A 22,293-nucleotide genomic window follows, 5' to 3' on the forward strand; every position below is an offset into this window, starting at 1 on the left:
TCCCTTATTTTAAATGATGACTGCCACGTTCTGTAATCGGTACCCCGTCCTTACATAACGGACACATATCAGGTTTATAAGTAGGTACGGTTAAATGCAATAATGCTTCCACTTGCTGTTGGGGCACCCCAAATTCAGCTTTATTTCCACTACGGTCTACTAATAAACCTACACCTACAATTTCTCCAGCAGCTTGCTTTACTACATCTACAACCTCTCGTACAGATCCACCCGTAGTCACAATATCTTCCACAATCAAAACCCGTTCGCCTGGGGCAATGCGAAAACCTCTACGTAACGTCATAACCCCATTTTCTCGTTCCGTAAAAATAGCCCGTGTTCCTAATGCTTTTCCCACTTCATGTGCTAATAAAATCCCCCCCGTCATAGGCCCGATAACAACTTGTACGTGCTTATCGGCAAACCGACGAGCTAATTCTTTACACAACATTTCTGTATATTCGGGATGTTGTAACACATTAAATTTTTCTACATAAAGAGGACTATGTAATCCCGATGTCAATAAAAAATGCCCTTCTAAAATAGCCTTTGTCTGAATTAATAATTTTTTAACATTCTCTTCTGTCATCATATATATCTATACCTCCCGTATTTCTTCTATTATTTTTTCTGCTGCCTCTTGAGGATTAATCGCAGCCGTAATCGGTCTTCCTATAACCAAATAAGAGGCACCATTACGCAACGCTTGTGCTGGTGTAGCAATACGTTTTTGATCTTGTGACATAGAAAACGCTGGACGAATCCCTGGAGTAACAATAAGAAAATCTGAACCATATTGCTGACGAACCACCTTGGCTTCATGCGGAGAAGATATCATTCCATCAACTCCTGCCAACCGGGCAACTGAAGCCAAACAGCTTACTTCTTGTGATACATCAAAAGCACCGCCTATTTCTTGCCAATCTTTCGTATCCATACTAGTCAAAATGGTCACTGCTAAAATCTTCGGTCGTTTAACCCCCTTTATCTCCGCTTCTTGTTTTGCTGCTTCTACCGCAGCTGATAACATCGTTCTACCTCCTAATCCATGTACCGTGACTAAATCAACGCCTAACCGCGTTAAAGCACGCACACTCTGTGCTACCGTATGAGGAATATCATGTAACTTTAAATCCAAAAACACCTGCTTATTTGCTTGTTTCAAATAAGTAATTGCGTCAATGCCAACACTATAAAATAACTCCATTCCCACCTTATAAAACGATACGCTATCGCCTAACTGGGTAACCATCTGCTTCATATCCTCCATCGTATGCATATCCAAAGCTACGATAATTCGCTCATCTCTCATCAATACGCCTCCCATCAAAACATCACATCGCCTATGCTCTCATATATTCTTTTCATTATGTCATGCTATCTTCCCACTGTCAACGAATGAACACAAAAACCAATCAGCTCCTTTCCAAAGCAAAACTTAATGATTCAATATTCTCGTAAAATGCCCACCAAAGCGACGGCTAATTTTCTCTATAATCGCAACTTCATCTATATTACCTTGCACATATAAGGTTGCCGCTTCTCTTGCTGCTATCAAAATATCAATATCCCCTAAAATATTCGCAACTTTTAAATCAGGTAACCCATGCTGAACATAACCAAATAGTCGTCCTGCACCACGCAATAACAAATCTTTTTCCGATAACGCAAATCCATCATGAATCGTTTCCATCCAATGTAACCGTTGCTGTGTTTCCTTATTCTTTCCTTTAGCCAAAAGAATACAATAAGACTGTGCTGTACCTCTACCAACACGACCGCGCAATTGATGCAATTGGGCCAAGCCAAATCGTTCTGCATCTTCAATAACCATAATCGTCGCATTCGGTACATTCACTCCCACTTCAATAACACTTGTGGCCACTAACAAATCAATCTTCCCTTGCTGAAAAGCTGTCATGATTTCTTCTTTTTCTGTACTGCCTAACTGCCCGTGAACCAAAGCACAACGAAATTCAGTAAAAACCTGCGTACTTAACTTTTCATATAATGCCGTTGCGGCCTGTACATCTAAATGAGCCGATTCTTCTACTAACGGACATACCACATAACATTGTTGCCCTTGCATCATTATCTTTTTCATGAATTGATACATCCGTGCCCGCATAGCTTCGCCTATAACATAGGTTTTAACAATTTGCCTGCCTGGTGGCATCTCCCGAATCGAAGATACATCTAAATCACCATATACAGAAAGTGCTAACGTTCTAGGAATAGGCGTTGCTGTCATAAATAAAACATGTGGTGCTTTCCCTTTATTTTGTAAAATAGCACGTTGCCGTACACCAAATCGATGCTGCTCATCCGTTACCACTAAGCCTAATTGTGAAAAAATAACATCAGGCTGTAATAACGCATGTGTACCGATAAGAATGTGAATAGTTCCTTGCTGCAATTCTTCTACTAATTGTTTTCGTTGAGTACGATTTATTCTACCCGTCAACAACGCAATTTTTACAGGAAAAGATTGGAAAAGGCGTGAAAACTCTTCAAAGTGTTGTGTCGCTAATATTTCTGTTGGTGCCATCAATACCCCTTGATATCCATTTTCTACTACCTTTAATAACGCCAAAGCAGCAACCACCGTTTTTCCCGACCCTACATCGCCCTGAATAAGACGTTGCATCGGCACATCCCCTTCCATATCATCTTGGATATCTAAAAATGCCTTTATCTGACCCTTCGTGAGCGTAAAAGAAAGAGAGGAAATAAATTGCTTTAACAACGCTCCATTAACCGTACATTTAACCCCTTTTACCATACGTTCATGTCGTCTTCTCAATAATAGTCCTAATTGTAAATCAAACAACTCTTCAAAAGCTAATTGCTTTCGAGCCTTTTGCTGAACTTCCATCGTTTTTGGGAAATGCATTTTTTCATATGCTTCATAAGTACTCATACAACGATAAGGATTGACCACAAACCCTTGTTGAGGCTCTGAGTCTATACTATTTCTTTGTTTTACTAATGCCAAAGCTGCCTGTACCGCCTTACGAATATCCTGCTGCCGTAACCCCTCCGTCAAACCATACAGCGGAAGTAACGCTTCATAAACACAACACCCTTGTTCTATTTCAGGATTATTCATTTGCCATATCCCATATGATAATGTGGCATTACCAAAAACCGTAACCTGCGAAAATAAAGAAAGACTTTTCTTTTTATACGGTTGATTAAACCATATCAATTCTACCATTCCCGTATCATCAGAAACACGTACCTTAAGTATAGATAAACCTTTGCGAGGATGAATTTCTTGAATTTGCTGAATAACTCCACAAACCAGTACTTTTTTATCCCCCCATCGTCCTATACTTCTTATCGGTACAATATGTTGCCGATCTTCATATTGACGCGGGAAATATTGTAATAAGTCTTGTATCGTATGAATTCCCAAGCGAGCAAAAAGTGCCTGTTTTTTTGCTCCAATACCTTTCAATTGGCACAATGAATCATTCATAAATAAACCTCTCTCATATCTATATATATTTTCATTGTATCACATTCCCATAAAACAAGTTAAAAAATAAATCTTGCTTTAGAACTTTATTTATGATAAACTTTGTATGTTGTACTGTGAGTGGTGCAGGGAGGTGTGACCAGTGGCAAACTATTGCGAAATTTGTGGCAAAGGTAAAATGAGCGGGATGAATGTCAGCCATTCCCATTTAAAAACCAAAAGAACCTGGAAACCGAATATCCAGAAAGTACGCGCTATGGTAGAAGGTGAAGTGAAACATGTTAATGTCTGCACTCGTTGCCTTCGTTCCGACAAAGTTCAGCGTGATGTGTAATAGTATATAAAAAGAGATGATTCATGAGGAATCATCTCTTTTTATATACTATGGTTTCTTCTCTACAAAAGCTATCTTTTACCTAAGATAGCTTTTGTATTACTACGTAAAAATAAATAGTTCAATTTCAAATTCTTTGGTGGAGATACGCGGGATCAAACCGCTGACATCTCGAATGCCATTCAATCACTCTCCCAGCTGAGCTATACCCCCATATATAATTGTATATAGTTATTAATATAACATACCTTCATGCCTTCATTCATATATCAATAAATCCCTATTTTTATCTGTACATTTTTATTCAACTTCTATTGCAAATGAATACAACTATTAATGTACAAGGTGTCATACCTAATAATCATATGTACCTATCTTGAATACCAAAATTGTAAGTGTTTATTTTTTTAAAAAATAATCTCATAGCGTTATAATAAAACAAATTATTTTGTGTTTTTCTTGTTTTTTTTAATCAGATACAATAAAACAAAACAAATTTATCTATGCGTATTAATTATTTTATATTTGCACCTGTTGCATTATTCAAAAATTGTGTTATGATGAACTTGTAATTACAAAAGCTGTCTAAATTATTTTTTCGAGGTGATTGTTATGAATAATTATGTAGAACAAGTAATTAACGCTGTTCGTCAAAAACATCAAAACGAACCTGAATTTGTGCAAACCGTTGAAGAGGTTCTCTCTTCGATATCTACCGTTGTGGATAATCATCCTGAATACGAAAAATATGATTTATTATCGCGTTTAGTAGAACCAGAACGGCAATTTATTTTCCGCGTTGTTTGGGAAGATGATAAAGGTAATTATCATACCAATACAGGCTACCGTTTCCAATTTAATGGTGCAATTGGACCATACAAAGGTGGCTTGCGTTTCCAAAAGAACGTATATTCTGGAATTATAAAATTCCTCGGGTTTGAACAAATTTTTAAAAACGCTTTAACGGGCTTGCCTATCGGCGGTGGCAAAGGCGGTTCTGACTTTGATCCCACAGGCAAATCCGATGCAGAAATCATGCGGTTCTGCCAAAGCTATATGCAAGCGTTATATCGCTATATTGGTCCTGATGTTGACGTTCCTGCAGGAGACATGGGCGTCGGTGGTCGTGAAATCGGGTACTTGTATGGGGAATATCGTCGCTTAAAAGGTGCTTTTGAAAACGGCGTATTAACAGGTAAAGGCTTTAGTTACGGTGGTTCATTAATTCGCCCTGAAGCAACTGGTTATGGTGCAATTTATTATTTACTCAACGTATTAAAAGACGATGGTCAAGATATTAAAGGTAAAACTATTGCTGCCTCCGGCTTTGGTAATGTAACTTGGGGACTTTGCAAAAAAGCAAAAGAATTGGGTGCTAAAGTAATTACCTTATCTGGTCCTGATGGCTATATTTATGATCCCGATGGCGTAAGTACCGATGAAAAAGTAGAATACTTATTAGAAATGCGTAGTAGCGGTCGCAACTGCGTAAAAGATTATGCAGATAAATTCGGCGTAGAATTCTTCCCTGGCGAAAAACCTTGGGGACGCAAAGCTGATATTGTAATGCCTTCAGCTATGCAAAACGATGTACATATGGAACAAGCAAAACAAATTGCCGCTAATAAAGTTCGTTATTATATCGAAGTAGCAAACATGCCAACTACTAATGACGCTTTAAATTACTTGTTAGAACAAAAAGATATGATCGTAGCTCCGGCTAAAGCCGTAAATGCTGGTGGCGTTGCCGTATCTGCTTTAGAAATGAGCCAAAACAGCGAACGCCTAGTTTGGACAGAAGAAGAAGTCGATCAAAAATTACAACACATCATGAATACAATTTACAAAAACAGCAAAGACGCTGCTGCTCGTAACGGATTAGGATATAACCTCGTAGCTGGAGCTAATATTGCAGGTTTTGAACGCATTGCAGATGCTATGATTGCACAAGGCGTATTCTAATTGTAATACCCTTGCAACCATATACAAGATGACCATTCATACACACCTATGACGGTGAAGCACATTGCTTCACCGTCATATTTTATTACTTACCTAATATAAATCTTTGCGTATATCAGCTTGTACAGGAATCTTATTCCGTATTTCTACAACCGTTTCTGGTTTTATTTCACCTTCAATAATCTCGTCCTCTATACCTGCTTGAACTAAAATATTACCCCATGGATCTATCACTTGAGAATGTCCATACAAAATAGAACCACACGTATTGACAGCCACTACATAACATTGATGTTCAATCGCCCGTGCACGATTCAATAAATCCCAATGCATCCCTCGTTTCGTAGGCCAAGCAGCAGAAACAAATAAAACATCACAAGGTTCATTCATTACTTTTTGTATCCATCCCCCAAAACGCAAATCATAGCAAAGAATCGCCCCCATAGAAATTCCATCTAACTGCCATCTACCACACCTAAAGCCAGCAGAAAAATATTCATCTTCATGTCCCCGTGTAAATAAATGCACTTTATCATAAGTACAAACAATTTCACCCGTACGAGTTACCGTATATAATCGATTATACAATCGCTTTTGCTCGCGTACAGCTACGGAACCACCTATGATATGTACCCCTAACGTCGTCGCTAACCGCTGTAAAAACGCTTGCGTATAATTCCCCTTTTCATCGGCTATATCATAAATATTTTTAGGAAAAAAACCCGTATTCCACAGTTCAGGTAATACCAGCACCTCATTTCCCTGCTTTGCTGCTTTAATAATATATTTTTCAGCCATAGCATAATTATATTCACAATCCCCTAATCGTACATTCCATTGTATACCTGCAACTTTCATAAATATTCTCCTTTTGTTCTCCGCAAAATAAAACCATGGTCCCTTGAAAAAGCTCCCTAATCTTGTTATAGTAGCAAAGACATCATAAAAAAAGAGGGATCCTTATGAGCAAACACAAAAAAACAAATGCCATGCGCTTATTAGATACAAAAAAAATTTCCTACACAACTAAATCATATACCTATACAGAAGAAGATCTTTCGGGCATCCATGCAGCGGAAGCCGTTGGACTCCCCGTTGACTGTGTATTTAAAACCTTAGTTGCCCAGGGAAAAACAACAGGCCCAGTCGTCTTTTGTATTCCCTGTCACAAAGAATTAGATTTAAAAAAAGCCGCCCACGTCAGTGGTAATAAATCAGTAGAACTACTACACGTCAAAGACTTATTACACATAACTGGCTATATTCGAGGTGGTTGCTCCCCCTTAGGTATGAAAAAGCAATTTCCTACTTACCTTGATATTTCTGCCCGAGAGCAAACCGTAATCAGCATCAGTGCGGGGCAACGAGGACTTCAAATTATCCTTGCTCCACAAGATTTAAGCACACTAATCCCTGCCCCCTTTGTCGATTTACTCCTAAAAGACGTAACCTTAACAACCAGTCGCATTCGCTAACTTCTTTTTCATCCCTAACAGCACCATATACGACAATATTTATAAACTTTCTTTTAAAATAGCAATAATATCTTCCTTCGTTAATACTTTGTACCCCCCTTGCATAATAAACGTACCTTCTGCAATGTTTTCAATGCTATCCTCCGTCACACCCAGTTCCCGAGCATGCAAAACAAGACCAATCCCTTCCATCCATTCTTGCAAACAATCTAATCCTTTATTTGCTATTTCTAGTGCAGTCTTGCCTTCAGCTGGAACCTGCCAAACATATTTAGCAAACCGCTCAAATTTAGGTAGTCCCGCTTGCAAAATATACCGATAATAAGGTAGGGATACAACCGCTAACGTCATACCATGTGTAGCATTCGTATACGCACCAATAGATTGTCCCATCATATGCACCATCCAATCTTGCCTTTTTCCCTTGGCCAAAAACGTATTTAATGCCCATGTAGCTAACCACATAATATTACTTCTTGCTTCATAATTTAAGGGATCTGCCACAGCAATACGCGAACTATGAATAAGCGAACGCATCATCCCTTCAGCAATATAATCCGTTACATTATCATCTGTACCAGAAAAATATTGTTCCATAATATGTGACATAATATCATAACATCCTGCTACCATTTGATACACTGGTACCGAAAATGTAAAAGCCGGATTTAAAATAGCAAATTTCGGAAATACGCGTGTATCAAATACACGTGCAATTTTTCGTTTTTCTTCGGTATTAGTAAGGACAGAACCTCCATTCATTTCAGACCCCGTTCCCACCATAGTCAAGACACATCCTACTGGAAGAGGCATATGTTTTAATCGCCGCATATGCTTAAAATACGTATCCCAAACATCCGTTTCACTATGGGCTCCTACCGAAACAGCCTTAGCATAATCACAGGTAGAGCCGCCACCAACAGCTAATAATAAATCTACCTTCTCTTCCCTTGCTAAGCGGCACCCTTCTCGTACTTTTTCTACCGTAGGATTAGGCATCACCCCGGCATCTTCAATAATCACTTTTCCTGCCTCTTGTAAAAGTGAAATTACAGCATCATAAATACCATTTTGCTTAATTGAACCCCCACCATAAATAAGCTGTACCCTTTCACCATACTTATCCAATTCTTTTCTTAAATCGGTTAATGCATCCTCGCCAAAATATAAGGTCGTTGGATTTTGATACGTAAAATTTCCTAACATATATACCTCCCTTTCACAACTATACCACCTAAAAAAATAAAAAATACCATTTTTCCTTTAGGAAAAATGGTATTCAGCATCTGGAGCGGATGAAGGGGATCGAACCCTCGTTTTAAGCTTGGGAAGCTCACATTCTACCACTGAATTACATCCGCATGAACAATATAATAAATTTTAAATATTACTTGCTCATTATAACAAAAAATCAATTCCCTTGTAAAGAAAAATTTCTAAATCCCCTAAGATATCTCTTGCAGAAATCATTTCCCTTACAAATTTTATGACATATAACCGTCTATGCTGTATACATCTTCTTCCCATTTCAAATGCTCTAATATATACACCTATTCATATATAAAAATCCTATATTATTCCTATATTTACTAATACTATTTTACCATAAAATAACGCCTATCGTCACCTCACCCCATTTTTATTTTCTCTTTCTCTCACTAACATAAATTGTCTATTTTTTGACTATATGCTATACTATTCATACATGCAAATATAATGATATTATTATCCAGTTTACGAGCCGCAAGGATAACGACTGAATATGCTGCAAAGCACAGTCGTTATCCTTTTTTAGGAGTATATTATGTTTCTTATCATTGATAATCACGATTCTTTTGTATATACCATTGCCGACTACATTAAAAGTCTACATTATAATGTATCCGTATATCCTTGCGATCAACTTTCAGATGCTATCATCAACACCTTACAACCACAAGGAATCATTATCTCACCTGGTCCCAAACATCCCAAAGACGCTATCGAATCATTTCACATACTCACTGCCTACAAAGGGAAAATTCCTATCCTGGGGATTTGTTTAGGTATGCAATTAATCGCTTATGCTGCGGGTGCTTCCATTACACGCGGAAAACGTCCCATGCACGGAAAAATAACCCCTATTACGCACCATGGCACAGGATTATTTATGCATCTCCCCCCCACCTTTCACGTAACCCGCTATCACTCGCTGATAGTACAAGCTAACACATTGCCCCGTACCTATCGTTGCGATGCCTTTTCCACCGATGGTGTCCTCATGGGACTAAGCCATAAAACATTACCACTATGGGGAGTTCAATTTCATCCAGAGGCATTATTAACTGAATATGGACACGAACTATTACAACACTTCTGTATTTTAGCCCATGCCTATACTTCTTCTCACGAAGGTGATTACTATGTCTAATTATATAATAAAAAAATCTCCATTTGCAGCTTCTGCCACCAAATTATTTCACCTCTTTCATTACGAAAAAAACGTTTCCTTTCTTGATTCATCCTTAAAAAATAAGTTAGGCCGTTTTTCCATTATCGGACTCGTTCCACATATAATTGTAGAATCTCATCCAAAGGGATGCCTAATCAATGGAACGCTACACCCATGCACGCCCGAAATATTTCTAAAAGAATACCTCCATACCCATCACCAAGAAAACAACACGTCATTACCACTCCTAAATGGTGCTATCGGTTATATTTCTTACGATTACGGTCAATCTATTTTTCACCTAAAGGATCCCCGTCCCACTAATTTTCCGGGTGCCGAAATGACATGGATATTTTATGATTTTTTTATCATTGAAGATCATCTCGATCATACGGTTACCTTTATTGCAGGCGGACATACCCAACCAGCCGAGAAATTAATGCATTCCATGATGACGGAAATACAAAAACGATTAGCTCACGCCTCGCCTCTTTCCGTCACTCCCTCGCCAACCACGGCTAAACTACTGTCCTATATGCCTGAAGAAGAATACACAAAGAACCTAAAAAAAATTAATTCCTATATATTAGACGGTCATATTTATGTGATAAATTTTACGCAAATGCTCACCTTCCAAAGTAATCAATCACCTTATGCTTTCTTCACTGCCTTACGGAAATCTAATCCTGCTCCATTTGGGGCATATCTAAACTACCCCCACTGTCAAATAATTAGTGCTTCCATGGAACGGTTTATTAAAATTTCACACGGAACAATCGAAACGCGACCAATCAAAGGCACACGTCCACGAAGTAACCAGCCTCAAAAAGATATAGCCTATTACCAAGCATTGAAACATTCGACAAAAGATAAAAGCGAACTGCTCATGATTGTCGATTTAGAACGAAACGATTTATCTCGCATTTGCCAAACAGGAACGATAACCGTTCCTTCGCTCTACCAAATCGAAGCCTATGCAACGGTATTTCAATTAGTTGCTACCATTCAAGGTAAACTCCTGCCCCATACAACTGCCATAGATATACTTCCGGTACTATTTCCCGGCGGCTCCATCACAGGTGCGCCCAAACAACGGGCTATGGAAATCATTGCTGAATTAGAACCAACCAAACGTGGCATATACACCGGTTCCATCGGTTATATTTCCTTAAACGGCGATTGTGATCTAAATATTGTCATTCGTACCGCCGTCCACCACAACGGAATCTATCAAATAGGTGTCGGTGGTGGCATTACCGCCGAATCCGATCCTGCTGCGGAATATGAAGAAACATGGCAAAAAGCCCTTGCCCTTCAACGGGTTTTACAAGGAGGATATCATGAAAATAAATTATGATGAAGCGTGTCAATATGGACTCGCTGTATTTGAAACATTACCGGTAAAAGATGGTCAGCCATATTGGCTTGAAGCTCATATCCAACGCTTATCTGCTAGTATCGCCTATTTTAATCTGCCCTTGCCCCCCTCTATCGCAACGGATCTCACCGCCTATTGTCATCTGCAACAAGGTAATAAAATAGTAAAATTATTAATTTCATCCAACAATATTTGTTTTACCCATCGTCCCAATACGTATACAGAAGAAATATACAAAAAAGGATTTTCTGTAACATACGCTTCCACTTGTCGTAACGAAACATCTCCCTTTACCTTTCATAAAACCGCTAATTATGGTGATTCCATCTTAGAAAAACGAAAAGCACACCAAAACGGTTTTGATGAACCCCTATTTCTAAACACAAAGGGATATATTGCCGAAGGAGCTACTACCAATATTTTTTTCATCAAAAATCAAACGCTTTATACTCCTTCCCTATCTTGCGGACTCTTACCGGGTATCGTCCGGGCCTATATAACAGATACCTTTTCTGCTCAAGAATGCCTGATATCACCTAATGATATCACCCAATTTGACGAATGTTTTATGACCAATTCCGTCTTAGGTATCATCGGTGTTACCAGCTGTGGCACCTATACCTTTCCACATCTCAATCAATACACCACCCACATTAGACAAAAATACCTCATCGACTGTACTAAGCCATTCCTTTATAAACGCTCCTACTAAAAAAGCTACTCGTAATTGATATGTACCCTCTTTACTGGACAAACCAGTAAGGAGGGTATTTTTATGCGATATAGTTATGAATTTAAAAAAGAATGCGTAGAACTATACAGACAAGGAAAGTGGATGGAAACACCAGAAGGCGTTACACAAGAAACATTCAGATATAAGATTTGGTATTGGAGTAAGCTTGTAGATTTTCATGGTGAAGAAATTCTTAAACATAAAGAACAGAATAAAAAGTGGACTGCAGAAGAAAAATTTAAGTATGTATCAAAAGTGTTAACTGGAAATTCATGTAAGTCTGTAGCTATAGAGGCTGGCATTCCAGACGGTCAACTTCATAATTGGGTATATAAATATAAAAGATTGGGGTATAATGCTCTTGAAATTAAGAAGAGAGGACGTCCATCTAAAATGAAAGAAAATAATGAAAACACTAATATAGAGCCAAAGCCACTTAACGAATCAGAAAGAGAAGAACTTATTCGTTTAAGAGAAGAAAATGAATATTTAAGAACAGTTCAAGCAGTCGAAAAAAAATTAGACGCCTTGAGAAGGGAAAAGTATGCTGCATATCTCAAGGCGAAAAAGCAGCAGTCATCAGAGAACTAAGAAGTGAAGGTCACATACTAAAATATCTTTTAAAAGCTATGAACATGCCTAAATCAACATACTACTTTGAGTTAAGTAAAGTTGACCAAGTTGATCTCAGAAACAAGGAAATCAAAGAACAAATAAAAGAAATATTTACTTCAAACAAAGGTAGATACGGAGTAAGAAGAGTGCATCAAGTACTTTTAAGTAAAGGATATATAGTAAACCATAAAAGAGTTCAAAGGCTTATGCACAATATGCAGCTTCTAGGCAAGAGACCAAAAGAAAAGTATCATTCATATATGGGAAGCGTTGGTAAAGTAGCAAGTAACATCATAAATAGAGACTTCACAGCAACAAAGCCATTTGCTAAGTGGACTACAGATGTATCCCAGTTTAACTTCGCGTGGGGCAAATGCTATCTATCACCAATATTAGATATGTACACAAACGAAATCATCTCATACGACTTATCATTGCATCCAACACTAGAACAAGTATCAAGAATGCTTAATAGAGCATTTGAAAAGTTTCCATGTGTAAAAGGCTTAATCATGCACTCAGATCAAGGCTGGCAATATCAAAACAGCTACTACATCAAAGAATTAGAAAAGCATCAAATAACTCAGTCAATGTCAAGAAAAGGAAACTGCTACGATAACTGTATCATGGAAACATTCTTTGGAAGACTTAAAACAAAGATGTATTATGGATGTGAGAGAGAATTTAAAACATTTGATGATTTTTCAAAAGCAATTGACGAATATATATACTACTACAACAACGAAAGAATTCAGAAGAAAACAAAATGGATGCCACCTACTTTGTATAGGTTAGCATCCACCATGTAAACTAAATATTAATGTGTCCAGTTTTTTGGGTACACATCAAATAAACGAGTAGCTTTTTTACTTCCCATTAACCAATTTCACCAGCATCAAACAATGCTTGTGGCTCCGTAAACTCTAATAACCCATCCATACCTCCTTCGCGACCTAACCCACTTTCTTTGAACCCCCCAAATGGTGCGGTTACATCCCGTGGTCCATCATTAATATACACATTTCCCGTCCGAATATTCCGAGCAATACGAATAGCTTCTGCTTTTGTCGGTCCCCAAACGGCACCACTTAAACCAAAAGTTGTATCATTCGCAATGCGAATGGCTTCATCTTCCGTCTGATAAGTCAAAACACAAAGAACAGGACCAAATATTTCTTCTCTCGCAATAGTCATATCATTTGTCACATCTGTAAAAATAGTAGGTTTAACATAGTATCCTACCGCTGTTTTTTGAGGTACTTCACCAACTAATAAAGTCGCCCCTTGACGAATTCCCTGCTCCACATAAGCACGAATCGTCTTAAATTGTCGTGCTGATGCAACCGTTCCTAATTGTACATCTTCCCGTGTCGGCTCCCCTACGACATACTCCTTAGCAATACGGCATAACAACTGTTTAATCTCATCTTTGTGTGCATAGGGAATAAGCAAACGAGATAAGGCCGTACAAGTCTGCCCTGAATTTAAAAAGATAGAATTAAAACACATGCGAATCGCCCTTTCATAATCCGCACCTTGCAAAATGATACACGGCGATTTGCCTCCCAATTCCATACTAATACGCTTTAAGTGCTGTAAGGCCAAACGCCCTACACTAATACCTGCCGGCGTAGAACCAGTAAACGAAATCATATCAATTTCATCTTGTTCAGCTATTACATCACCAATATCACCGCCACGACCGGTGACTAAATTAAATACACCTGCCGGGAATCCTGCTTGATGAAACGCCTCCGCTAAATAAAACGCAGTCAACGGCGTATATTGACTTGGCTTTAATACTACCGTATTCCCCATTAAAATAGCCGGAACGACTTTTTGTACAATCTGACCTAATGGATAATTCCATGGCGTAATACACCCTACTACGCCAACAGGTTCACGATATACCGTAGATTGAGGCAACTTTTCTTCCAACGGTGCTTTTTCAGCTAAATCAATATACGATTGAATACGCGTAAATTGATATTCAATTTGTGCCGTACGTGCAAATTGTACAGGTGCTCCCAATTCCTGTATCGTCACTTGTACCAAATCAGCTTTCATGGTTGTAAATATATCTAACATTCGCTGCATATACGCCATTCGCTCGGATACAGGGACATTCTTCCAATAAGCAAACGCCACTTGTGCCGCTTTTGAAGCACGCTCAACATCCGTAGCCGTACCCGCTGGAACTTCGGCAAAAATCTGTTCCGTTGCAGGATTTTCTACACCAATGTAAGTACCTGATGCCCCTTCTACCCAACTGCCATTAATATATAATTTCTTAAAATCCATAATACGCCTCCTTTATATAAAACATCACGTAATATATATAAAATAAAAGTATTTTTCTATTATCGTACTTAAATTTTAATTATAACGATTATCCATTATATGTCAATACCCTCTCCTTAAAGAAAAAAATAGTCACATTGCCTCACAATGTGACTATTTTTCTTACATTTAATACCACCGCGTCATCGGTAATTCATTATTCGTTCCTTTAGTCATTAATATTTGATGTAAATCAATATTCCCAATAAAGAACGAAACAGCACAACCACATAAATATAAATCCCACATACGTGCAAAACTTTCTCCCTTAGCCGCAATGACTTTATCGCGTACCCCTTGGAAATTATTATACCAGCACATCAAGGTCTTATAATAATGACGGCGCAAACTTTCTACATCAATAACCTGAAAATCATTGTCATACGCTAAACTAATAATTTCTCGCAAAGACGGTAAAGCCCCACCGGGAAAAATATATTTCCGCATCCATGGATTGCCTACCGATTCATCATGGCCGCTAATATAATGCAACAAGAAAAGCCCACCTGGAGATAACAAATGATCAGCCGTTTCCATATATAAAGGATAGTTAGAACGCCCTACATGTTCTAACATGCCAACGCTCACAATACGATCAAATTTCCGTCCTTCCTTTTCCAAATCACGATAGTCAATCAGTTCAATTTCAACCTGATTTTCCATCCCCATCGCTTTAATCCGTTCCTGTCCTTTTTTCCACTGTTCTTTACTGAGAGTACAACCTACACCTTTAATTCCATATTTCTGGGCGGCTTCTAATAACAAATACCCCCAACCACAACCAATATCTAATAACGTCATATTCGGCTGCAAATGCAATTTTTCCAGGATATAATGAACTTTTTGCTTCTGTGCCTGTTCTAATGTATCCGTATCTTGTTTAAAGTACGCACATGAATAACTCATTGACGGATCAAGCCACAATGAATAAAAATCATTTCCTAAATCATAATGAGATGATACTTGTTCCTTTTGTTTTGACTTTGATTCCGCGGTATATAAAATACGCCCTAATGCGCTTTTATCTAAAGAAAACTGCGTATGTTGACTTAACATACACTTTAAAGCTGTAAATAAATCGCCTTCAATTTCTAAATCTTTCCGCATATATGCTTCTCCTAATGCCAACGAGGTAGAAGCCAATAATTCCCGTTTCGGAATATCTTTATGAACGATAATATGAAAAGCCGGTTCCCCAGCACCAATCGTATAGGTTTTACCATGTAAGGTAACAGTAAAACAATATTTATCAAACCGATGTAAATAATGAATAAAGAATGAATCTAAAATACTCATATAAAACCCCCCTTAACCTAAATCCCCTTTAAACAATAAAATATTTTCCAGCATCATAATCGTTGTCACCGCACCAATCCCGCCTGGCACTGGAGTAATCGCCCCTGCCACTTGTGAAACGCTTGCAAAATCAACATCGCCTACAACCTGATTATGCTTCCGATTAATACCTACGTCAAGTACTACTGAGCCTGGTTTAATCATATCCGCAGTAATAAATTCGGCCTTCCCTACTGCCGCAATCACAACATCTGCCCGACGAACAATCTTTTCCAAATTCCGTGTATGGGAATGACATATCGTGACCGTAGCATGTGCTTGTAAACACAACTGAGATAAAGGTTTTCCGACAACATTACTCCTGCCAATAATAGCAACCTCTTTTCCTTCAAGCGGAATCTGATAATATGCAAGCATCGCCATAACAGCTTTCGGTGTACAAGGGACGAACAGAGGTTTGCCCATAAATAATCGTGCCATACTGGTTTCCGTTAACCCATCAACATCTTTTTCCGGTTTAATTGTATTCGTAATACGATGTGCCGAAATATGTTCGGGTAATGGCATAAACACAATAATGCCATAAACGATAGGATTATTGTTTAATCCTTGTATAGCCGTACATAACATCGTCTCTGTCACCATATCTGGAAACTGATACAGCCGTCCTGTTATACCAATTTGTTGTGCCGCCTTTTGTAATGACGCCGCATACATCACTGCTGCAGGATCCTCGCCGACTAAGACCAATGCTAACTCAGGAATAATGTTCTTATCCCTCAATAAAGCAACTTGCTGTTGTAATTTCTCTCTATGAAAAGCGGCAACTTCTTTTCCATTTAAAATTTGCACACTCCTTCCCTCCTAACGTGAAAATGTAACAGTAACAGTACTTCCATGCGCCACCGTTTTCCCCTCCCGTGGAGATTGATATACGGCATATCCCATACCGCGAGGAACGAAGCCTAATCCAGCTTTATGTAACCAAGAATTAACTTCGCGTGTATCCCATCCAATAAAGGAAGGCAGTACAATCCCCTTATCTGTTTCCGTAATAGCAGGAAAATCCCGTTGTTTACGATTTTGACTAGATGAGGCGATTTCCTTCACATCTGTCGGATGGGATGGTCTAATTCCTTTAAAGCGAACAATTTCCGTCATCATTTCTTTAAATACGGGAGCCGCTACTTGTGCACCGTAATATACACCGCTCGGATTATCAACGACAATTAACACAACATATTGAGGATCTTCAAAAGGACCAAACCCAATAAAAGAACCAATATGCTGATTCATCGCATACCCGGTTCCCTCTTTATTAAGCCGTTGGGCTGTACCTGTTTTACCACAAAAAGTATAGCCGTCAATTTTAGCATTCTGACCGCCCCCCGATGTAATTTCTTCTGATAAGATGCGAGAAATTGCATCAGCCGTTTCTTTCTTGATCGGTTGACCTACTTGTTTCGGTAACGTCTTTTTATATACACTACCATCGGGATTATCAATTTCTTGTATCACAAACGGCTTCATCATTTTCCCGCCATTGGCAATCGCACCAAAAGCTTGCACCATTTGCAACGGCGTAACAGCGACCCCTTGTCCAATCCCCATAATAGCTGTATCTACTTGGCTCATTTTTTTTGCATTAAACAAAATTCCTGTACCTTCTCCCGGCAATTCAATACCCGTCATCTTACCAAAACCAAATTTTTTAGCATAGGACGTCAACGTATCCCCACCAGTTTGCAATGCAATGTGAGCCATCCCTGTATTAATAGAGAATTTCAAAATTTCTCGTAACGTGACATTACCCATCCCTGATTTATCCCAATTATGAATAACTCGGTCTTGCACGCGAATAGTCCCTGTATCAACATACGAGGAATTAAGACTCCACGCTCCCGAGTCAACAGCAGCGGCCGCCATAATAGATTTAAAGGTAGATCCTGGCTCATATAAATTAACCACCGCCCTATTTTTATAGGACTCTTGATTCCCCTTACCAAAATCATTGGGATCAAAATTAGGTCTGCTTGCCATAGCTAAAATTTCACCTGTTTTCGGATTCATAATAATAATAGCGGCACCTTCAGGATGATTTTTTTCCATAATACCATTTAACGCTTTTTCTGCTACAAATTGAATAGTACTATCAATAGTAAGCTTAACAGTTCGTTCTTTTTCTGGCAAGACATTCGTTAAAGCAGAATCCAAAATAGGAACTTTAGCTGGATCAATCAACGTTTTAATAGATTGTACATTCCCGCGAATAACACTATCTAATACCATTTCAATCCCATCTAAACCTTTATCATTTTCTCCCACAAAACCTATCAATTGGGCTGCCAACATACCATTAGGATAATACCGTCTATTTTCATCTACAAAACGCAACGCCGTTACTTTATGTTTACGAATAATCTGTCGAACGGCTTCATACGAACTTCTATCCATCGTTCGTGCCAACCAAACAAACCCCGTATTACGCTGTAAACGATGTTGCACTTCTGCCGCATCCAATTTAACATAAGGTGCTAACTCAGAAGACAAAACACCAATAAGATCGCCCTGCCCACTAGCCTTATAATTTTTTGCATCTCGTCGCAACATATTCGGATCTGCATATAACGACTGTGCCACTTCGCTAATAGCCAATACTTTGCCATTGCGATCATAAATAGTACCTCGCGGCGATTGTAACTTGCGATCCGTTTCCGCTTGACGATCAATATATTTCGTCATTTCTGCACTATCGACAATTTGCAATTCAAAAATACGAATAAACACAATAAAAAACACGAATACTAAGAGCATCATTACCCATTTTGCTTGCTTCCTAATTCTTTTATCTTGTTCTTCTCGCATCTTGTTTTCCATTATCTATCCCTCATTTATTGTCGCTGTAACCACTGTACGATAGCCCGATCTACACTCTCGCGACTATTTTCCAATGTGCCATTCTGTACCTGTTTCAATACGGCTTGTAAACAGGCACCGCTTTTCTGTCCACAAACGCTTACAAGCTCCTTACTATACAACAAATATCGTGTAGACACAGGTATTTTCATTGCGGCAGCCAACATCCCTGTACCTGCATTCTCCCGTGGTACAAGCACCGTCTGTACCGCATCCTTCATAATACTATCCGCCATAACTAACCAGCACAATTGTTGCACCGCTTCTATCCAATCTTGTTGTATACGAAAAAAGGCACTCCTTGCTTCTCTCCTCAGCCACGGATCTAATGCTTTCCCTAAATGCTTACCAAAATAACTAAAACGCAAGTGATTAAAAACCAGCCACCACACACGCCGTTTCCATGATACCGATGTCTGCCAGTACATCAACAGCTTTTCTACCCAAGCAGCCCCTCGTTCAACCTGTGGTAGTGTAAGTTTCTCACCCGCAGAAGGAAATACATAACATCTTAACAACCCATAAAATAACGCGGCATAGCGTACAACCCCACATGGTGGCACAGACACGACCAACGACAACACCGCTTGCTCTATCGGTGGTACCGCTGCAACAAATACGCCAGGCTTAGCCACCATACCTATCTCATCTGTAAAAAAAGGTACCGTCCTATCTATCCCCTTGTTACGCTGCCTGCACATAAGAGAAAAAACACCCGTCCGCCACGCCAACGCCAACGCTTTATCTACATGCTCCGTTCTCATTATGTGCTCCCACTCTCGTAACACTACAGCAAGTGAAATCGTCCTAAATTGGGAAAGTGCGGTTGGTATCGCTGCTTCTAACACCGCATCGACTTTAAAATCTAACTGACCTACAAACCGACAAGCTCGCAAAATACGGGTCGCATCTTCTCGCAACCGTTGTTCGGGCTTACCAATAGTAACTAACCGTCGTGCAATAAGATCATCTTGTCCTTGCACATAATCAATAATATGCCCATACTCATCCATCGCAAGAGCATTCACCGTAAAATCTCGCCGTCGCACATCTTCTTGTAATGACGAAACATATGTTATACGTGTCGGTCGATATCCTTCTCGGTCATATACCTCCTTACGATACGTTGTCGTCTCTATTTCTAACGTATCAACGCGGATAACTACGACACCAAAACGTTCTCCCCGTGACGACATACAGATCCAACCATGAGCAACGGCAATCTGTTTTATCTGCTCTGGTCGTGCATTCGTAACCACATCATAATCACTAGGCACACGGGCAAGCAAAAAATCTCGTACAGCACCGCCGATAAGATAAGCCTCATATCCTGCATCAGTAAGTGCACTAAGCCAGCACCGTACACGCGAATCCATCATCATGCCTCCCGTATTATACTATATTATAATAATTTAATATTATATCACGTTTATATTCATCTGAGTAGCAAACGAAAAAAACAACTGCCTTGCTGTTCAATCCCCTCTACCCGTGCTATACTAAACCAAACGAAATAATATATCAATAAGGACATGCGTTATGAAAACAGGATTAATACACATATATTATGGTACCGGCAAGGGAAAAACAACTGCTGCCATCGGCTTAGCCATTCGTTGTGCTGGGCACGACGGAAGTGTTCTCTTTTCGCAATTTTTAAAAACAACGCCCACGGGAGAATTAGCCATTTTATCTCAACTACCCAAAATTACAATCATACGCTCTACCGGTTCATCTAAATTTACATCCCAACTAACACCACAAGAACGAAAACAAAAACAACTACAACAACAAGCACTATGGCAACGCATACAAGAAAAATGTCATCAATTAAAACCCAATTTACTTATTTTAGATGAAATTCTCATCGCCTGCCATGTACGAATGATCGACGAAGCGTCCATCATTACCTTTTTAAAAAACAAACCCACTCAAACAGAAGTCGTCCTAACCGGACGAACACCTTGTCCCCACATTCATCCTTATGCGGATTATATATCAGAAATAAAAAAACAAAAACACCCATTTGATCGTGGTATTGCTGCTCGTTGGGGTATTGAAAAATAATAATATAATGTAACATGTATACACCTTAAGGGAGGGCTGCTTTCATGATTCAACTAATTATCAAACACACCATAAAAAACTATCATCAAACACACGATCCCAAGGTACGCGAACAGTATAGCATTCTCGGCGGTTTACTTGGTATTATTTGCAACATCCTCCTTTTCATCCTCAAACTCACCATCGGTACGATAACCCATAGCATGGCAATTGTTTCAGATGCCTTTAACAATCTTTCGGACATGTTTACATCCTTTATTTCCATTATCAGTGCAAAACTCAGTAACAAGCCTCCTGATAAAAACCATCCCTTCGGGCACGGACGTTTTGAATACCTCGCCTCCTTAACCGTTGCCACGATTATTCTCATTGTTGGTTTTAGTCTATGCGAAACATCTTTTCATAAATTTTTTCTTCCTATCACTTTAACGACATCATACCTCAGTTTTCTAATTTTATTATTTTCTATAGGAATAAAATTATGGATGTATCAATATAATCTCTATATTAGCAAAACCATTCACTCTTCCGTTCACAAAGCAACTGCCACGGATAGCCTAAATGACGTTATTGCGACAGGCGTCGTATGTATCTCCACGTTCCTACAACCATATACAACACTCCCCCTAGATGCCTTAACAGGAATGTTACTGGGCTTATTAATTATGTATACGGGATTTTCCACGGCCAAAGATATCATAAACATCCTCTTAGGCAAAGCGGCGTCGCCTCAATTACTTCAAGAAATCACCGATTGTGCCTTATCCTCCCCGTATATTACAGGAATCCATGACATACGAGTACACGATTATGGACCAGGACGAATATTTGCTTCCTTTCATGCAGAAATCCCCGACACAACCGATTTGTCAGAAGCCCATGCCGCCCTTGATAATTTAGAAGATGATTTACGCAATCAATACCACATGGAAGTAAACATACATATGGATCCCCTTTGTACAAATGACAAAATTATCACTCGCGTGCGACATACCTTAGACCAAATTATTCAATCACAATTTCCTCATTACGAAAGTCATCACCTTCGTATTACCGCTGGCATGACAAGATTAAATATCATTTGTGACCTCTATGTTCCGCCACACGAACTAGAAAAAACACCTTTATCAACAATTCTGGATACCCTTAATAAAGCTATTAAACAGCAAAACCCCCATTACCATGTATATATCAGTACCGTCTATGAGTTACCAAAAGGACCAAAAAGCAAAGTCCTTTCCGGTCCCTTTCTCCCTTCATAAAAC

Annotated in this window: 20 protein-coding genes and 1 tRNA gene; 10 read left to right on the forward strand and 11 right to left on the reverse strand. The window is 39.0% G+C overall.

Annotated features, from left to right (window positions below; all coding sequences use genetic code 11):
- Nucleotides 1-4 precede the first annotated feature (4 nt).
- From pyrE to recG, 3 genes are all read right to left on the reverse strand, one after another.
- The gene (gene pyrE, locus HMPREF3182_RS07195) at nucleotides 5-592 is read right to left on the reverse strand and encodes an orotate phosphoribosyltransferase (RefSeq protein ID WP_007392678.1); all 588 of its coding nucleotides are present in this window, start codon (nucleotides 590-592) and stop codon (nucleotides 5-7) included.
- Nucleotides 593-598: 6 nt separating this feature from the next.
- Nucleotides 599-1,312: an orotidine-5'-phosphate decarboxylase gene (pyrF, locus tag HMPREF3182_RS07200; RefSeq protein WP_062486588.1), complete on the reverse strand. Its 714-nt coding sequence runs from the start codon at nucleotides 1,310-1,312 to the stop codon at nucleotides 599-601.
- A gap of 126 nt (nucleotides 1,313-1,438) precedes the next feature.
- On the reverse strand, nucleotides 1,439-3,481 hold the full coding sequence (recG, locus tag HMPREF3182_RS07205; protein WP_062486589.1) for an ATP-dependent DNA helicase RecG: 2,043 nt from the start codon (nucleotides 3,479-3,481) through the stop codon (nucleotides 1,439-1,441).
- 142 nt (nucleotides 3,482-3,623) lie between these two features.
- On the opposite strand from recG, the gene rpmB reads away from it, so the two are divergent.
- Both rpmB and gdhA read left to right on the forward strand, forming a co-directional pair.
- The gene (gene rpmB / locus HMPREF3182_RS07210) at nucleotides 3,624-3,815 is read left to right on the forward strand and encodes a 50S ribosomal protein L28 (protein ID WP_036257655.1); all 192 of its coding nucleotides are present in this window, start codon (nucleotides 3,624-3,626) and stop codon (nucleotides 3,813-3,815) included.
- A 612-nt stretch (nucleotides 3,816-4,427) separates the two neighbouring features.
- Complete coding sequence (gdhA, locus tag HMPREF3182_RS07215) at nucleotides 4,428-5,777, forward strand: NADP-specific glutamate dehydrogenase (RefSeq protein ID WP_007391865.1); 1,350 nt, start codon at nucleotides 4,428-4,430, stop codon at nucleotides 5,775-5,777.
- Nucleotides 5,778-5,870: 93 nt separating this feature from the next.
- On the opposite strand, the gene HMPREF3182_RS07220 is transcribed toward gdhA, so the two are convergent.
- Nucleotides 5,871-6,635 carry a carbon-nitrogen family hydrolase gene (locus HMPREF3182_RS07220; RefSeq protein WP_062486592.1) on the reverse strand — a complete coding sequence of 255 codons (765 nt, stop codon included), beginning with the start codon at nucleotides 6,633-6,635 and terminating at the stop codon, nucleotides 5,871-5,873.
- A 104-nt stretch (nucleotides 6,636-6,739) separates the two neighbouring features.
- Between HMPREF3182_RS07220 and ybaK the strand changes: the two genes are divergently transcribed.
- Nucleotides 6,740-7,252, forward strand: coding sequence for a Cys-tRNA(Pro) deacylase (gene ybaK / locus HMPREF3182_RS07225; RefSeq protein WP_007391864.1), 513 nt, complete (start codon nucleotides 6,740-6,742; stop codon nucleotides 7,250-7,252).
- A gap of 39 nt (nucleotides 7,253-7,291) precedes the next feature.
- Here ybaK and HMPREF3182_RS07230 read toward each other — a convergent pair whose 3' ends face one another.
- Nucleotides 7,292-8,458 carry an iron-containing alcohol dehydrogenase gene (locus HMPREF3182_RS07230; protein ID WP_007391861.1) on the reverse strand — a complete coding sequence of 389 codons (1,167 nt, stop codon included), beginning with the start codon at nucleotides 8,456-8,458 and terminating at the stop codon, nucleotides 7,292-7,294.
- Between the two features lie 81 nt (nucleotides 8,459-8,539).
- Nucleotides 8,540-8,613, reverse strand: a tRNA-Gly gene (locus HMPREF3182_RS07235).
- A 443-nt stretch (nucleotides 8,614-9,056) separates the two neighbouring features.
- On the opposite strand from HMPREF3182_RS07235, the gene HMPREF3182_RS07240 reads away from it, so the two are divergent.
- The 5 genes from HMPREF3182_RS07240 (at nucleotide 9,057) to HMPREF3182_RS07260 (ending at nucleotide 13,218) form a co-directional block, all read left to right on the forward strand.
- Nucleotides 9,057-9,662 (forward strand): anthranilate synthase component II, encoded by a 606-nt coding sequence (locus HMPREF3182_RS07240; protein WP_062486595.1) that lies wholly within the window; start codon nucleotides 9,057-9,059, stop codon nucleotides 9,660-9,662.
- The gene (gene pabB / locus HMPREF3182_RS07245) at nucleotides 9,655-11,040 is read left to right on the forward strand and encodes an aminodeoxychorismate synthase component I (RefSeq protein WP_062486598.1); all 1,386 of its coding nucleotides are present in this window, start codon (nucleotides 9,655-9,657) and stop codon (nucleotides 11,038-11,040) included. The genes HMPREF3182_RS07240 and pabB overlap by 8 nt, the downstream gene beginning before the upstream one ends.
- Nucleotides 11,024-11,773, forward strand: coding sequence for an aminotransferase class IV (locus HMPREF3182_RS07250; protein WP_007391858.1), 750 nt, complete (start codon nucleotides 11,024-11,026; stop codon nucleotides 11,771-11,773). The genes pabB and HMPREF3182_RS07250 overlap by 17 nt, the downstream gene beginning before the upstream one ends.
- Nucleotides 11,774-11,836: 63 nt before the next feature.
- The gene (locus tag HMPREF3182_RS07255; RefSeq protein ID WP_062486601.1) at nucleotides 11,837-12,385 is read left to right on the forward strand and encodes a transposase; all 549 of its coding nucleotides are present in this window, start codon (nucleotides 11,837-11,839) and stop codon (nucleotides 12,383-12,385) included.
- The gene (locus HMPREF3182_RS07260) at nucleotides 12,373-13,218 is read left to right on the forward strand and encodes an IS3 family transposase (protein ID WP_235808668.1); all 846 of its coding nucleotides are present in this window, start codon (nucleotides 12,373-12,375) and stop codon (nucleotides 13,216-13,218) included. The genes HMPREF3182_RS07255 and HMPREF3182_RS07260 overlap by 13 nt, the downstream gene beginning before the upstream one ends.
- 67 nt (nucleotides 13,219-13,285) lie before the next feature.
- Here HMPREF3182_RS07260 and HMPREF3182_RS07265 read toward each other — a convergent pair whose 3' ends face one another.
- The 5 genes from HMPREF3182_RS07265 to HMPREF3182_RS07285 form a co-directional block, all read right to left on the reverse strand.
- The gene (locus HMPREF3182_RS07265; protein ID WP_062486605.1) at nucleotides 13,286-14,710 is read right to left on the reverse strand and encodes an aldehyde dehydrogenase family protein; all 1,425 of its coding nucleotides are present in this window, start codon (nucleotides 14,708-14,710) and stop codon (nucleotides 13,286-13,288) included.
- 168 nt (nucleotides 14,711-14,878) lie between these two features.
- Complete coding sequence (locus HMPREF3182_RS07270) at nucleotides 14,879-16,045, reverse strand: class I SAM-dependent methyltransferase (RefSeq protein ID WP_062486608.1); 1,167 nt, start codon at nucleotides 16,043-16,045, stop codon at nucleotides 14,879-14,881.
- Nucleotides 16,046-16,057: 12 nt separating this feature from the next.
- On the reverse strand, nucleotides 16,058-16,897 hold the full coding sequence (locus HMPREF3182_RS07275; protein WP_062486610.1) for a bifunctional 5,10-methylenetetrahydrofolate dehydrogenase/5,10-methenyltetrahydrofolate cyclohydrolase: 840 nt from the start codon (nucleotides 16,895-16,897) through the stop codon (nucleotides 16,058-16,060).
- A 12-nt stretch (nucleotides 16,898-16,909) separates the two neighbouring features.
- Complete coding sequence (locus HMPREF3182_RS07280) at nucleotides 16,910-18,922, reverse strand: penicillin-binding protein (RefSeq protein ID WP_062486614.1); 2,013 nt, start codon at nucleotides 18,920-18,922, stop codon at nucleotides 16,910-16,912.
- A 14-nt stretch (nucleotides 18,923-18,936) separates the two neighbouring features.
- The gene (locus HMPREF3182_RS07285) at nucleotides 18,937-20,343 is read right to left on the reverse strand and encodes a CCA tRNA nucleotidyltransferase (RefSeq protein WP_082718229.1); all 1,407 of its coding nucleotides are present in this window, start codon (nucleotides 20,341-20,343) and stop codon (nucleotides 18,937-18,939) included.
- A gap of 157 nt (nucleotides 20,344-20,500) precedes the next feature.
- Between HMPREF3182_RS07285 and HMPREF3182_RS07290 the strand changes: the two genes are divergently transcribed.
- Nucleotides 20,501-21,028 (forward strand): cob(I)yrinic acid a,c-diamide adenosyltransferase, encoded by a 528-nt coding sequence (locus HMPREF3182_RS07290; protein WP_062486620.1) that lies wholly within the window; start codon nucleotides 20,501-20,503, stop codon nucleotides 21,026-21,028.
- Between the two features lie 44 nt (nucleotides 21,029-21,072).
- A complete protein-coding gene (locus tag HMPREF3182_RS07295) occupies nucleotides 21,073-22,290 on the forward strand; it encodes a cation diffusion facilitator family transporter (protein ID WP_007391884.1) in 1,218 nt (405 codons plus the stop codon).
- Nucleotides 22,291-22,293: the final 3 nt, after the last annotated feature.

Origin of the sequence: Megasphaera hutchinsoni (genome assembly GCF_001553405.1) — a bacterium.
GTDB classification, from domain to species: domain Bacteria; phylum Bacillota; class Negativicutes; order Veillonellales; family Megasphaeraceae; genus Megasphaera; species Megasphaera hutchinsoni.

Coding starts and splice junctions, on each gene's coding strand:
- pyrE (WP_007392678.1), bottom strand. CDS start 592: ATGATGACAGAAGAGAATGTTAAAAAATTATTAATTCAGACAAAGGCT.
- pyrF (WP_062486588.1), bottom strand. CDS start 1,312: ATGAGAGATGAGCGAATTATCGTAGCTTTGGATATGCATACGATGGAG.
- recG (WP_062486589.1), bottom strand. CDS start 3,481: ATGAATGATTCATTGTGCCAATTGAAAGGTATTGGAGCAAAAAAACAG.
- gdhA (WP_007391865.1), top strand. CDS start 4,428: ATGAATAATTATGTAGAACAAGTAATTAACGCTGTTCGTCAAAAACAT.
- HMPREF3182_RS07220 (WP_062486592.1), bottom strand. CDS start 6,635: ATGAAAGTTGCAGGTATACAATGGAATGTACGATTAGGGGATTGTGAA.
- ybaK (WP_007391864.1), top strand. CDS start 6,740: ATGAGCAAACACAAAAAAACAAATGCCATGCGCTTATTAGATACAAAA.
- HMPREF3182_RS07230 (WP_007391861.1), bottom strand. CDS start 8,458: ATGTTAGGAAATTTTACGTATCAAAATCCAACGACCTTATATTTTGGC.
- HMPREF3182_RS07240 (WP_062486595.1), top strand. CDS start 9,057: ATGTTTCTTATCATTGATAATCACGATTCTTTTGTATATACCATTGCC.
- pabB (WP_062486598.1), top strand. CDS start 9,655: ATGTCTAATTATATAATAAAAAAATCTCCATTTGCAGCTTCTGCCACC.
- HMPREF3182_RS07250 (WP_007391858.1), top strand. CDS start 11,024: ATGAAAATAAATTATGATGAAGCGTGTCAATATGGACTCGCTGTATTT.
- HMPREF3182_RS07255 (WP_062486601.1), top strand. CDS start 11,837: ATGCGATATAGTTATGAATTTAAAAAAGAATGCGTAGAACTATACAGA.
- HMPREF3182_RS07265 (WP_062486605.1), bottom strand. CDS start 14,710: ATGGATTTTAAGAAATTATATATTAATGGCAGTTGGGTAGAAGGGGCA.
- HMPREF3182_RS07270 (WP_062486608.1), bottom strand. CDS start 16,045: ATGAGTATTTTAGATTCATTCTTTATTCATTATTTACATCGGTTTGAT.
- HMPREF3182_RS07280 (WP_062486614.1), bottom strand. CDS start 18,922: ATGGAAAACAAGATGCGAGAAGAACAAGATAAAAGAATTAGGAAGCAA.
- HMPREF3182_RS07285 (WP_082718229.1), bottom strand. CDS start 20,343: ATGATGATGGATTCGCGTGTACGGTGCTGGCTTAGTGCACTTACTGAT.
- HMPREF3182_RS07290 (WP_062486620.1), top strand. CDS start 20,501: ATGAAAACAGGATTAATACACATATATTATGGTACCGGCAAGGGAAAA.
- HMPREF3182_RS07295 (WP_007391884.1), top strand. CDS start 21,073: ATGATTCAACTAATTATCAAACACACCATAAAAAACTATCATCAAACA.